12 protein-coding genes are annotated in these 13,505 nt (G+C 45.6%); 4 read left to right on the top strand and 8 right to left on the bottom strand.

The window, feature by feature from the left end; all coding sequences use genetic code 11:
• Nucleotides 1-226: 226 nt before the first annotated feature.
• Nucleotides 227-1,543 carry an MFS transporter gene (locus AC1RR2_RS10845; protein WP_493222271.1) on the bottom strand — a complete coding sequence of 439 codons (1,317 nt, stop codon included), beginning with the start codon at nucleotides 1,541-1,543 and terminating at the stop codon, nucleotides 227-229.
• Nucleotides 1,544-1,909: 366 nt separating this feature from the next.
• Between AC1RR2_RS10845 and AC1RR2_RS10840 the strand changes: the two genes are divergently transcribed.
• From AC1RR2_RS10840 to AC1RR2_RS10830, 3 genes are all read left to right on the top strand, one after another.
• Nucleotides 1,910-2,992, top strand: a complete 1,083-nt coding sequence (locus AC1RR2_RS10840; protein WP_493222270.1) for an acyltransferase family protein — start codon at nucleotides 1,910-1,912, stop codon at nucleotides 2,990-2,992.
• 188 nt (nucleotides 2,993-3,180) lie between these two features.
• Nucleotides 3,181-4,332 (top strand): HD-GYP domain-containing protein, encoded by a 1,152-nt coding sequence (locus tag AC1RR2_RS10835; protein ID WP_493222269.1) that lies wholly within the window; start codon nucleotides 3,181-3,183, stop codon nucleotides 4,330-4,332.
• Nucleotides 4,333-4,409: 77 nt separating this feature from the next.
• The gene (locus AC1RR2_RS10830; RefSeq protein ID WP_493222268.1) at nucleotides 4,410-5,234 is read left to right on the top strand and encodes a response regulator; all 825 of its coding nucleotides are present in this window, start codon (nucleotides 4,410-4,412) and stop codon (nucleotides 5,232-5,234) included.
• Between the two features lie 14 nt (nucleotides 5,235-5,248).
• Here AC1RR2_RS10830 and AC1RR2_RS10825 read toward each other — a convergent pair whose 3' ends face one another.
• The 7 genes from AC1RR2_RS10825 to AC1RR2_RS10795 all read right to left on the bottom strand — a co-directional run bounded on the left by AC1RR2_RS10825 (nucleotide 5,249) and on the right by AC1RR2_RS10795 (nucleotide 11,922).
• Entirely contained in the window at nucleotides 5,249-7,033 is a 1,785-nt protein-coding gene (locus AC1RR2_RS10825; RefSeq protein ID WP_493222267.1) for a DUF3426 domain-containing protein, read from the bottom strand.
• 80 nt (nucleotides 7,034-7,113) lie between these two features.
• Nucleotides 7,114-8,022, bottom strand: a complete 909-nt coding sequence (gene prmA / locus AC1RR2_RS10820; protein WP_493222266.1) for a 50S ribosomal protein L11 methyltransferase — start codon at nucleotides 8,020-8,022, stop codon at nucleotides 7,114-7,116.
• Nucleotides 8,023-8,152: 130 nt separating this feature from the next.
• Nucleotides 8,153-9,520, bottom strand: a complete 1,368-nt coding sequence (gene accC / locus AC1RR2_RS10815; protein WP_493222265.1) for an acetyl-CoA carboxylase biotin carboxylase subunit — start codon at nucleotides 9,518-9,520, stop codon at nucleotides 8,153-8,155.
• A gap of 152 nt (nucleotides 9,521-9,672) precedes the next feature.
• The gene (accB, locus tag AC1RR2_RS10810) at nucleotides 9,673-10,131 is read right to left on the bottom strand and encodes an acetyl-CoA carboxylase biotin carboxyl carrier protein (protein ID WP_493222264.1); all 459 of its coding nucleotides are present in this window, start codon (nucleotides 10,129-10,131) and stop codon (nucleotides 9,673-9,675) included.
• A gap of 136 nt (nucleotides 10,132-10,267) precedes the next feature.
• The gene (aroQ, locus tag AC1RR2_RS10805) at nucleotides 10,268-10,705 is read right to left on the bottom strand and encodes a type II 3-dehydroquinate dehydratase (protein WP_493222263.1); all 438 of its coding nucleotides are present in this window, start codon (nucleotides 10,703-10,705) and stop codon (nucleotides 10,268-10,270) included.
• Nucleotides 10,706-10,784: 79 nt separating this feature from the next.
• Nucleotides 10,785-11,324, bottom strand: a complete 540-nt coding sequence (locus tag AC1RR2_RS10800; RefSeq protein WP_493222262.1) for a TlpA family protein disulfide reductase — start codon at nucleotides 11,322-11,324, stop codon at nucleotides 10,785-10,787.
• Entirely contained in the window at nucleotides 11,314-11,922 is a 609-nt protein-coding gene (locus tag AC1RR2_RS10795; RefSeq protein WP_493222261.1) for a hypothetical protein, read from the bottom strand. Before AC1RR2_RS10795 ends, AC1RR2_RS10800 begins: the two co-directional genes overlap by 11 nt.
• 153 nt (nucleotides 11,923-12,075) lie before the next feature.
• On the opposite strand from AC1RR2_RS10795, the gene mpl reads away from it, so the two are divergent.
• A complete protein-coding gene (gene mpl, locus AC1RR2_RS10790) occupies nucleotides 12,076-13,494 on the top strand; it encodes a UDP-N-acetylmuramate:L-alanyl-gamma-D-glutamyl-meso-diaminopimelate ligase (protein ID WP_493222260.1) in 1,419 nt (472 codons plus the stop codon).
• Nucleotides 13,495-13,505 lie beyond the last annotated feature (11 nt).

The following is a 13,505-nucleotide window of genomic DNA, read 5'->3' as shown; positions in this document are numbered from 1 at the left end:
ACTGATAGGCTCAGCTAGCAGAAAAGAAAAAACCGAAATGCAAGATTTGCATTTCGGTTTTTTTGTTTCTTAAATTTGAATCTGGGCTTGACTTCTCGTTGATTAAACTTAGTGAGTAAGTTGAGCACTCTTGAAGTTTGGATGTACATCGAACAGAAAACTTGAAACCAGAAATCTTCTGTTCGCATTAGATCAAAAGGCTTTTGTCTTCACCTCTTTTTAAGAATCAAACTTCTGCGCCAACGCCATTATTTTTTGCTGCACTATTTTCAGCAGGGGCGGGCTCCTGATCTTTAATCTTTAAGAAGCGACACAAAAATAAGACAGGCAGAGCCGAGAGTAAAACCCAGATGAAAAAATGGTGATAGCCCAGCATAGTTTGAATTTTACCGCTGATCATTTTAGGGATGACTAAACCTAATTGCATAACACCCGTTGCTAATGCGTAATGAGCGGTTTGATATTTGCCTACCGCGACTACTTGCATCATGAACAGAATTAATCCAACGAAACCGAAACCATAACCAAACATTTCTATGCTGAGTGCCGATCCTATGATCAACAGGCTTTCCGGCATGGTGGTACTGAGAAAAAAGAAAGATACATTCGGAAAATTCATCGCAATAATCAGCCAGGGTAAAGCGCGACGTAAGCCTAGCCAAGAGGTGAAATAACCGCCGAGTATGCTACCGGCCAGGAAGGCAATTGTCCCTGCGGTACCATAAACCAAACCCACTTGTTCATTGCTTAAACCCAGACCGCCATTGCTTTTCAGCTCTTTTAGAAAGAGTGGGCCTATGGTTTGGATTTGACCTTCGCCAGTTCTAAATAAAATAATAAATAGAATGGCCAACCAGATTCCTGGTTTCTTGAAAAACTCGATGACGACGTCTACGGTGGTCGTGTAGATGCTATGCATAGACTGCTTGGATTCTTCTTGTTTTGTATTTGGCAAAGACCAGCTGTGATATAGGCCTAAACCAATCAGCATCGCTCCTAATAGGCCAAAGATGATGGCCCATGCCTGTGCTGGCGGCATACTTTTTTCTAAATGACCTGCGAGGATAACCAGGCCGCCTAAAGAAATAAATTTAGCGGCATTGAAGAACGCACCTTGCCAACCCGCATAGGCGGCTTGCTGCTTATTGCTTAAGCTGGCGATATAGAGACCATCTGCGGCGATATCGTGGGTCGCCGAGGCTATCGCGACGACGCCTAGTAAAGCAATACTGATGGCGAAATAATTAGGAAGCTGCATAGACAGCGCCACCAAACCTAAGCTCACGCCCCCGATTAATTGAAAGCAAACTACAAGAAATTTTTTGCTGCGAGCGGCTTCCAAGAATGGACTCCACAGGGGCTTAAATACCCAAGCAAAACCAATTGCGCCAGTCCAATAGGCGATATCCTCGTTAGATACGCCCAGGCTTTTATACATTAAGCCTGCCACCAGCGCCACCGCAAAAAATGGCAAGCCTTCTGCCAAATACAAGCTTGGCACCCACGAAATAGGCGAGCGTGAGTTATTTTTTTCAGTTGTCATGAACGAATTCCTAGTGATGATGACATGGCGATAATTTGAATTTTTTACCCTGCATGGCAGAACATACTATCCTCAATTATTCAGGTCAACTGGTTTTACAAAATTAATGCCACTTACGTACCAATATACAACTGTTTCTGCTTTTTTTGTTTTCATTTATGATAAATTGAAGCGAAGAACTCTATAATTTGCATAATTTAAAGTCCTAGACGACCCCATTTCTGTCTATTTGATATAAAAATACTTTATCAATATGTTGGCAGTATTTTTCTGGTGCATTTTAATCAGAAAAATCAAACTGGTATTGTGTGAAATGTATGAATTACGTAGTCAAAAAAATGATTTTTGTTTGAGGAAGAGGTAAATATGCTGACACACAAGACCCATCAACGCTTTTTATCGGTTGATGCTTTACGTGGATTGACCGTTGCTGCGATGTTGTTGGTGAACAGCGCTGGAGACTGGGATCATGTCTATCCCTGGCTGGAGCATGCTAGTTGGCATGGTGCGACACCAGCCGATTTTATCTTCCCCTTCTTTTTGTTTATTGTTGGGGTGTCACTTTATTTAGCGCTCATGCCCAAATTAGAAGCTGGTAGCGATCGTTTGGATCTGGCTCGCACTGTTGTATGGCGTGGTGTTCGCATCATTGCTTTGGGTTTGTTATTACATCTTATTGCGTATGCTTTGATACCTGGTCGCGAGTTTCGATTACTGGGCGTGCTGCAAAGGATAGGGCTGTGTTTTATTCTGGCGGGTTTACTCTTAATTTATGTACGTCGTGTATCGTTTTTGGCATGGATTGCGGCGGCTATTTTACTGCTCTATTGGGGCCTATTAAGTCTTGCTGGTTCGTATGAACCGCATATGAATCTGGTGGATCAAATCGATACCCGTTTGCTAGGCCATTTGGCTTACTCATTCGATGTAAAAACAGGGCTCGCACAAGAACCAGAAGGCTTGTTAAGTACCATACCGGCTTTGGTTTCTGTCTTGGTTGGTGTATTGGCGGGTGCCTTATTGCGTGGCGGTCTGACGCCGCGTTTGTGGCAAGCGGCGATTTTCTGCGCACTAGTCGCTTGGTGCTGGTCTGTGTTTTTACCTTTTAATAAGCAGCTTTGGACGTCGTCGTTTGTATTGTGGACAAGTAGTTTTGCCTGCCTGGCTTTATGGCTTGCGCACCATTTGATTGATCATAGCGCGTGGCCTGCTTTAGGACTCAGTTTTGGTATCAATGCGATCGCTGCTTATGCTGGATCTTGGATTTTGACATGCATTTTGGCGGCTCTGGGTTGGATGACGCCTTTATATCAGCAGCTTTTCGCAGCTCACCTGGAACCAGCTTTGGGATCAGAATTTTCTTCATTTGCTTTCGCTGCCGCCTTCACGGGTGTGTTTGCATTCTTGATGTATTTTCTACGCAGAGTCGGTTGGCGTTTTTCGATTTGATAAACTGAAAATCGCGCGTTCCTTCGGCTTTAGGTAAAGTAGTGAGGATAGAGTTGTTGTGAAAACCTCTAAGGAAATGGACGAAAAACAGGTAATTTGGCAATCCTCTGTTAGGATAAGAGCGTCGAGCTATTCGCTTCGTTTTTGTTAGCTTTGTTTTGATGCGGTAGAACATAGCTGGAGTAAGTATGTCAAATAAGCGCATTTCCCTGTCCGATATCCAACTCGGTCAGCCTCTGAAATGGGATGTCTATGGTAGCGACGGCGGCCTGTTGTTGCGGCGTGGCTTTGTAGTAAGCAATAGCAATCAAGTTGAAATTTTATTGCAGCGCGGTTTGTATGTAGGCAGTGATCCCGCGGAAGATAATGCGCAGCTTGATGCCGAAGGTAGAAAGATTTTCCCCAAAACACTAGAACGACCCTCCGTCGTTCGTATGATTTCTCAAATACGCAATGAACTCGCTGCGCTCTCCTTCAACTTGGCGGATGAGTCGCAAGCCAGGGCCAAATTTTTAACCCTCGCAAAACAAACCATGATCGCGACTTATCTGGACACCGATGTTGCATTGGGTTGTATTCTGCTGCATCAAAGTGGAGGGTATGCGATCCGGCATTGTGTGGACGTCGCAGTGGTTTCAATTTTGGTCGGGAAAGCACTGAAGAAAAGCGACGAGGAAATTATTTTTCTGGCCGCTGCTTGTTTGAGTATGAATGTCAGTATGTTGAGTCAGCAAGAGCACTTACAAGAGAAAAGCGAGGGGCTTAATGCTGAAGAGCAGGAATTGATTTTTCAGCATCCTGAACAAAGTGTGCGCATGTTGAAAGCGGCTGGTATTCATGATGAAGCTTGGTTGTCTTGGGTTTTAGATCATCATGAAAACGAAGATGGTACTGGCTATCCAGGTAAAAAGAAAAGTGGAGAGATCGCACAAAATGCGAAAATTATTTCCATAGCGGATCGTTATTGTGCTCGTATTTGTTCTCGTAGCTATCGTAAATCTTTGCTACCAAGTGCAGCATTGCGTGACATCTTAATTGCTGGGAAATCGACGGTCGATTTGATGTTGGTGGCCTTATTTATCCGTGAACTCGGAACTTATCCTATAGGTACTTTTGTCAAGTTAGATAATGGCGAGATGGGTGTCGTCACGAGTAAAGGTGCTAGCGCCACGACGCCCTATGTACATGCTCTCACGGGGCCATGGGGAGCACCGCTACCGGTAGCGATTAAGCGCGATACGCAAAAAACTTTGCATGGTATCCGCGAGGTTTTACATAGAGATCAGGTTCCAGTGAAATTCAGTATGCGACATCTATGGGGCGAGATTGCGATTGAGTAAAGATAAAATCGATGTTGGCAGGTGGCTTAGTTGTGAGTTTTAGTGGCTTTTTATGATTCCCATTGATAGAGTAAATAATGCACGAAAATTTTGAGCTGGATGAGCAAACTATGGATGATACTTCAGAGCAGGAACAACGACGCCAATTCGACTTGGTCTATGTGTTCGCTGCAGATACCGTATATGGTGCTGACTTGGCGCAGCTTTTGCGTTTATTTAATCATGAAGTTATCTATTTCAGTGATCTGGAAGAGTTTCGCGCTGCCATTCTGATCAGAGCGCCCGCCGCGGTTGTATTAGATATCGATTCGGAACAAGGACAACGCGCTAAGGCTGCCATGGCAGTTAGAGTGATTACGACTTTTCCAGCGATTTACGTGTCAGCTCAGGATAATTTTGATGATAGATTAGCGGCGGTACGTGAGGGTGCTGAAGGCTATTTTATTAAGCCGGTTGATGTACAGGCATTGAGCGTGCGAATAGACGAAAAAATCGCAAAAAATACTGTGCGCTCTTATCGTGTATTGGTGGTCGATGATGACGAGTTTTTCTTGAGTTTTTTTGATGCCGTCTTGAGTAGCGCGGGTATGCATGTGAAGTCTTTGATCGATCCGACTCAGATCTTGATAGCGATTAAAAAATTCAAGCCGGAATTAATTTTGACTGATTTGCATATGCCACAATGTAATGGTATCGAGATGGCGAAATTAATACGACAAAACAATCATTATCTTGATATTCCCATCGTTTTTTTGTCGTCAGAAACGGAGATGGAAAAACAGATCGGCGCATTAGAAACAGGTGCCGATGATTTTTTGACTAAGCCGATTGATCCTGAAAAATTAATTTCTTCGATTGCGGCTCGTGCTGAGCGTTATCGAAATCTGCGAAAACAAATTTGAAATATTGCAAAGGTTTAAGGATAAAAAATCTCCACGGTGTAGTCCGATGCTTTTAATCCGTTCAACTGAAAAAATATCTTGTGATTTGACTCACTATTTGCTGCCATACCTTTGTTTAGCAAGTCTTTGTTTTCAAGGTACTGTGCTGGCGTAAAAGCTTTTTGTAATAAATCCTTGCCGCGCCTGTCTTTCAGGGTAAGGTCGAAATGAGGCCATGCTTGCAAGGTGTTGCTCTTATTCTGAATTTGAACCGATAGCGTGTTCATGCTGAGTTCTTCATTCAAGATGAGCAATTCACTACCCGTGATCTCTAACATACTTTTTTGTGCCGGCAGTTTAATCTGGCAGGATAAGACTTTACAAACACTGAGCAACTGAGGTTTGAATTGCGGGAATTGTGCTGCAATATCAGAGCGAAGGAAGTAGATGCTTTGTGCTACTCCCATTAGTACAAATAAGAATGCGGTGACGCTAAGTCCGATTTTTTTCCATTTTCCAAAACGTTGAGCGCGTTCTGCTTGCAACACAAAAGCCGGCGTGACTTCATCGTCTTTGGTATCCACATTGAGATCAAGATCCAATTCCTGATCTGACAGGCTGTCTGTTTTGCTGTCGTTAATCCTCAAATCATCGAGGGACTGAAGTGGGTCTTCTGAATTGAGTGGGGAGTGATGTCTGACTGAACCAAAGTCGCCAATATCATCGAATATAGGTTTTAAATCTTTTAGTGAATCGATAAAGCCATCTTGCGCCGATTGCTGCTCATGCTTTGACCATGCATCGCTAGTTTCATCGAGGACTGCCGCGCGCGTTTCTAATTCTAATTGTTTTACTTGGGTGATGTCGTCAGCCCACGCTTGGTCTTCTTTGCTGAGCTCAAAATCCAAGCTCGCGGTGAGCGCGCCAGGTTTCTTGAGCTGTTTATTAGTCTCTTCTGAGATTTCGGGTTCGCTGCTGTTGTTGTCGCTTATTTGCGATGCAGTTTGAGTTTCAGCATCATGAGTCCTTGCTGTGTTTGTCGTTGGCGGATTGCTAATTTCAACTTCGGTGCTGTCGGCTTTGTTCTCTACTATTTCTTGTTCTGAATCGGATGAGTCGACCTCAGTTAAGTCTACATCTAAATTTTCATCTAGATCCGTTTCAGCCGCAGCGAGGTCTGCATTCACTTCAGGAAAAACTTGTTCTGATGTCTCAGATGGACTGTCGATTAAGTACGAATCTCGTTCTGGCGGCTCACTAGTTTCCTTTGGCTCAGCTGCCAATGCTGTTGTCAGATCTTCGCTCTCGGTCTGTGCCCTGGTTTCGAGATTCGCAGCAAGAGCGCTATCCTCAGTGCTTACTTCCGACGTGTCTGTTTGAGCTGCTAACTGTGTTTCTAATGCTGGAGTGGTTTCGCTGATAGATTCCGGCTCGTGTGCATCGCCGTTCTGATGGTCGGCAAGTGAATTGACCTTGGCTGCGGATGAAACGCTAGCCTCCTCGACCTGATCAGCCACATGCGCTGTAGGGTTTTCATGTGTGTGTGAGTTTGCCTCTGTTTCTGCGTCAACCGCATTTGCAGTATTTTGAGTGTCACTTTGAGAGGTGTCAGGTGTGTCCCCTAGTGCCGCCGAATTCTCAGTATCGGAAGTTTTACTTGGCGGGCTTTTTGGCGTCGCACCGGGTGCCAGCAAATGTTCAATACCATTAAAGGTTTGTTTGCAGGCACCGCAACGCACTAGGCCGGCGTGCAGTTTTAACTGATCGTTGGCTACTCGAAAACTGGTGTAGCAATGAGGACATTGGGTTGCGAGTGCCATGATATTTCTTAATAAACGGAAGTCAAAACTGAAGTAGGCCTTAATGGATGTTGCTGGTCAGTCGTCTGCGCTATGAGATGTTAAGCGCGCCGGCCGTGTAAAGCGACCCAGCCTTCGCGTTCTTGCCACACGCTTAATTGAATAAATGGAGCGTAAGCTGCCGCAACTTCTTCTGCCTGGCGTGCTAGCACACCCGATAAAATTAGCGCACCACCGGGGGCAACGCGGCCCGAGAGCATCGGTGCCATCAGCTTAAGCGGGCTGGACAAAATATTCGCGACGACGACATCGAACTGATGTGCGGCTGGATGTTGTTCACCAAATGCCTCAGGCAAAGAAAATTCAATCTCACATTGATTGCGTTCTGCATTGAAATTTGCAGATTCTATGGCTTGAGGGTCGATATCAACGCCGACTACTTTGTTGGCTTGTAATTTTTTTGCCACCATCGCTAAAATGCCAGAGCCACAACCGTAATCAAGCACCGATAAGTTTTGTGGTGCATGCGCCTCCAGCCATTCCATGCATAAGCGGGTAGTTGGGTGACTACCGGTACCAAAAGCGAGACCCGGATCTAATTCCAAGACTAAGGCGCTAGGATCAGGTACTGCGTGCCAACTTGGGACAACCCAGATGTTTTTGCCGATATGAATAGGTTCAAATTGGGATTGGGTTAAACGTACCCAGTCTTGTTCTTCTACGTTGCGAGTGGTAAAGGCGGGTACTTCGGCCAGCTTGATGGAGGTTGCGGCAGCATTGACTAAAGCGGCATGATCAATGTCCGTATCGGCAAGAGCAACTACGCGGCTGCGCTCCCAAGCGCGTTCGGTGATTTCCATGCCGGGTTCCCCGAATAAGGGCTTTTCAGCATCAGTACCTTCGTCTGCATCTTCGACTGAAACCGATAAGGCTCCCGCATCCATTAAAGCATCAGATAGATTTTCTGCGTGATCGCGTGCAACTTCAATGATGATTTCTACCCAGGCCATAATGTGCTTTCAAATTCAAATTGCATATTCGTGCACCAAAAAGTGGCGACGATTTAAATCAAAAAACGCGATTGAATATAGTATCTCAATCGCGTCGTGGAAACTATTAAACTAGCTAGGTTACAAAGCTTTATTTTGCTTTCTTAGACAGTACTGGCATGTCAGCTAATTTATGCTCGAGGTAGTGAATATTGGTGCCACCTTCGATGAAACGGGCATCCACCATCAATTCACGGTGCAAAGGAATATTGGTTTGTATACCTTCCACCACCATTTCAGACAAAGCGATTTGCATACGACGGATCGCTTGTTCACGGGTCGAGCCGTAAGAAATGACTTTGCCTATCATGGAATCATAATTGGGTGGTACAAAGTAACCGGCATAAGCATGCGAATCGACGCGTATACCTGGACCACCCGGCGTGTGCCAAGTCACGATACGGCCTGGTGATGGCGTGAACTTGAACGGATCTTCGGCATTGATACGACACTCGATGGAATGGCCGCGCAATTCAATATCAGACTGCTTAAAGCGTAGTTTGTTACCAAAAGCGATATGAATTTGTTCTTGTACGATATCGACGCCAGTGATCATTTCCGTGACAGGATGTTCAACTTGTACGCGCGTATTCATTTCGATGAAATAGAATTCGCCGTTTTCGTACAAGAATTCAAATGTACCAGCGCCACGGTAGCCGATTTTGCGGCAAGCTTCGGCGCAGCGATTACCAATTTTCTCGATAATCTTACGTGGAATACCTGGTGCAGGTGCTTCTTCTATGACTTTTTGATGGCGACGTTGCATAGAGCAATCGCGCTCACCTAACCAAACGGCATTGCCATGTTGATCGGCCAAGATCTGGATTTCCACGTGGCGTGGGTTCTCCAAAAATTTTTCCATGTAGACTTCAGGATTGCCAAATGCAGCACCAGCCTCAGTCTTGGTCATAGTGACCGCATTCAATAATGCAGCTTCGGTATGAACCACGCGCATACCGCGCCCGCCACCACCACCAGCTGCTTTGATGATGACTGGATAGCCCACTTTACGCGCCGTCTGCACGATGACTTTAGGATCGTCGGGTAAGGCGCCTTCAGAACCTGGTACGCAAGGTACGCCCGCTGCGATCATCGCGTGTTTCGCGGACACTTTATCGCCCATCAGGCGAATCGATTCAGCGCGCGGACCAATAAACACAAAACCTGATTGTTCTACCCGTTCTGCGAAGTCTGCATTTTCGGACAGAAAGCCATAACCCGGATGGATTGCTTGTGCATCCGTCACTTCAGCAGCGCTGATGATGGCAGGCATGCTCAGATAACTGAGATTGGATGCGGCAGGGCCGATGCAAACGGACTCATCAGCTAATTTGACGTATTTGGCTTCGCGATCAGCTTCAGAGTGAACGACCACGGTCTTAATACCCATCTCGCGGCAAGCGCGCTGGATACGGAGGGCAATTTCGCCGCGATTGGCGATCAGAATTTTTTCAAACATAATGTATTTTGCTTTGGCAGAGGTTGCAGCCCGGGAGCTTAGTGTCAGTCAATTTTATTTTCGCCAGATATCCTAGCGAAGCAGCAGCTAGCGAAGCAAACAGAGTCATCAAACTGCAGGCGACGATGCGGATGCTAGCGCTTATGATTAACTTAACCAATGATAAACAATGGTTGACCAAATTCAACAGGTTGGCCGTTTTCGACCAGGATTTGCTTGATGCTGCCTGTGAAATCACTTTCGATTTCGTTCAACAATTTCATCGCCTCGATAATGCATAGGGTATCGCCAGCGCTGACATTTTTGCCAATATCAACAAAGGCAGCAGAGCCAGGTGAAGCAGCACGGTAGAAAGTACCCACCATAGGTGATTTAACAACATGGCCTTCCGCAGCCGGGGCTGCGACAGGTGCCGCACTGGCAGCAACTGGTGCCGCAGCAGGAGCAGGCATAGCTTGTTGCATTTGTGGTTGCATCATGACCATTTGGCCTTGGGGCGCGGGTGAAGATTTGACGATACGGACTTTGCCTTCGCCTTCGGTGACTTCTAACTCAGAAATATCGGATTCCGCAACGAGGTCGATGAGGGTCTTGAGTTTTCTTAAATCCATGTGAAATCTCCTGAAAAAATGTGCCGTTTAAGCTTACTCTTGGTAGCTTAAAAGCTGTTATTGGAATGAACGCAAGGCATATTGAAAATCATTTTTATATGATTGATGTATGTTAATTGCGTGAAGATGCGAGAATTTAAAGGTTTTTTAGTGCAAAGTCAATTGCTAAGCGATATCCATCTACACCAAAGCCGCAGATGACGCCTTTTGCAATGTCGGAAAGATAAGAATGATGTCGGAATGCTTCTCTTTGATGAATATTAGAAATGTGAATCTCTAAAAACGGGATGGCAACTCCCGCTAAAGCATCTCTTAATGCAACACTGGTGTGGGTAAATCCGCCAGGATTGATCACGATGGCATCGATGTTTTCAGCGCGAGCGGCGTGAATTCTGTCGATTAATGCACCTTCGTGATTGCTTTGGAAACAAAAAAATTCAGCTTTTGCCAATTCTACTTGTTGTCTTGCTGCATTTTCTACGTCGGTGAGCGTTTGACTGCCATAGATTTGAGGTTCACGTGACCCTAGTAAATTCAGGTTAGGTCCGTTGATGAGCAAGATCTTGCGTGCCATAGAATTTATCATTTTGCCGAAGTTGCAGGCATTTTGCCGTTATTTACCCCTTATTGGCAAGGAAAAACACGGAAACTTTTTAAGTTTTTATATTCAGACGCTGTATGTCTGCGCGCAGTTCAGGCATTTTTAAGCGACCAGAGTAGGTTTTAAGAACTTTCCCCTCTGCTGAAATTAGAGCTGTAAAGGGCAGGCCACCCACTTTGTTTCCCATGGCCTGCGAGAGGCTGGTGCCATCCATGCCGGCGGCAAAAACGGGGTAACTAATTTGGTATTTTTGTGTGAATTCTGCAATATTTGTTGGCGTATCTATGCCTAATCCCAGCAATTGCACGTTTTTGCTCGCCAGGTCCTTTTGTAGTTGGCCTAATTCTGGCATTTCTTCGACGCAAGGTTTGCACCAAGTTGCCCAGAAGTTGACGACGAGAAATTTTCCTTGCCATTGTTTGATGGCTTGTGGTTTGGCTTGAGCATCATTTAAAGTCAATGCAAATAATTTCTGCGCGGCATTGTCTGCGGCGGGTGCGGGTTCAAATTTCTTGGCGCCTATAGTTGCCCCAAGGCCTGCGAATACCAAACCAATTATTACGGCGGAAATAGCGAAGCGTTTATTCATCATGATTTTCAGCTTGTTCAATTAAGTTGTTTAAGTTAGCGAGATTGCCGCGCTCTTTTTTGTCGGTGTGGCGTAGATCATCGATGTCATGGACTAATAAGTGTACGCCTTCGTTTTTAAACATAAAACTTAGTGTTTCTAGCGGGTCGCCGCGTTTCCCCTGATGTTCTGACACTTCGTAATCGATACCGGCATTGAGTAAATAAATGGCGACATCTTTGCTATTGTCAGTATATAAATGAAGGTGGATGTCTGAATGTTCACCTGCGGTTCCATTGAGTACCGCGCCTATCAAGTAGGGATTAAATTGCGCCAATTCTTGCATTAAAATCGCCGCAGTCTGACGCAGGTGATGCAAGCGCGCGGGCTGTGTGTCTGCAAAAAACAAGGCTTGATATTCGCGCACGGCTTGTTCAATTTGTTCATTGTCGGGCAGGATATTGCCATTTAACTTTTGGTTGCCAAGTAATTGCTTAACGGCGCGACGCTTAGCTGCGCCGTATTCGGCACCTTCTTCCGCGATAAACTTGGCGGCAAGTGATGCAATTTCATCACGTATTTGCGCTACCGGATCGCCTTCATTAAAAATAAAATTCGTCATTTGCGCATCATATCGCATTCGGTTTAGTCGTGTCTGTCTGCTTGCTCAGGTAGAATTGCGGCAATTGTTAAAAATTGGTCAAATTGAATGAAAAGCGCAAACTTTTGCCTGCTTTGTTCGTGATCAAGCATTGTGGAAAGTTGGCATTATTTTATGCATATTCATATTTTGGGCATTTGCGGCACCTTTATGGGGGGCTTGGCGGTATTGGCGAAACAGGCTGGACATCGTGTGACAGGTTGTGATGCGAATGTATATCCACCCATGAGCACCCAGTTGGAAGCCCAGGGTATCACTTTGATCGAAGGTTTTGGTCCAGAGCAAATTGATCTGGCGCCTGATTTGTATGTGATCGGTAATGTTGTGTCACGCGGCAATCCTTTGATGGAGGCGATTTTGAACCGGGGTTTGCCCTATGTGTCTGGCCCTCAATGGATAGGCGAACAATTATTACGTGATAAGTGGGTGCTGGCAGTCGCTGGAACTCACGGTAAGACGACGACGGCTTCTATGTTGGCGTGGATTTTGGACTATGCGGGCTATGCGCCGGGATTTTTGATCGGTGGGGTGCCATTAAATTTTGGTGTATCCGCCCGTCTGTCTGGTGAAACCATAGAAGGTGCTGGGAAAAAATCTAATTTCTTCGTGATCGAAGCAGATGAGTACGATACGGCATTTTTTGATAAGCGTAGTAAATTTGTGCATTACCACGCAAAAACGGCGATCTTAAATAATTTGGAATTTGATCACGCTGATATTTTTCCTGATATCGCTGCGATAGAAACGCAGTTTCATCATCTGGTGCGTACTGTGCCAGGAATCGGACGCTTGATTGTCAATGCAAAAGAGGCCTCATTGCAGCGCGTGGTGCAACGTGGTTGTTGGAGTGACAAAGAATATTTCACCGATGAAAAGGGTAGTGCTGACGACGATTGGCAACTGGTTTTGCAAGACGCTGAAGATTTTGATGTTTACTTTAAATCAGAGCTGCAAGCTAGAGTGCGATGGTCTTTGAATGGCGCCCACAACCGTATGAATGCCTTAGCAGCGATTGCAGCTGCACGTCATGTTGGCGTTACGCCAGTCACCGCGATTGCGGCCTTATCCGAATTTGTTAATGTCAAACGTCGTATGGAGTTGCGTGGTGAAGTGGCAGGCGTGAGCGTGATTGATGATTTCGCACATCACCCCACTGCAATTGCGACTACGGTACAGGGCTTACGGCATAAAGTAGGTGCATCGCGTATTTTGGCTGTGTTGGAGCCGCGTTCCAACACGATGAAAATGGGAGCGATTAAACAAGCTTTACCGGCCAGTTTGCAAAATGCCGATTTGGTGTTCGTGTATGGTGCGCAAAGTGGTAAAGATGCGATAGGCTGGGATCTCGCCGAAACTTTTGCGGAACTAGGCGATAAAGTGAAAGTTCATCATCAACTATCAGCCTTGGTAGTGGATATTGTGCAAAAAGCGCGGGCAGGTGATCACATTCTGGTGATGAGCAATGGCGGTTTTGGCGGCGTACATCAATTACTGTTAGATGGGCTGGCGGCAAAATCAGCTTCGTTGAACTAGGCGGACTATCG

This window comes from Undibacterium sp. GW821-FHT11H02 (assembly GCF_058808015.1).
This window is presented reverse-complemented; position numbering and strand designations above follow the sequence as displayed.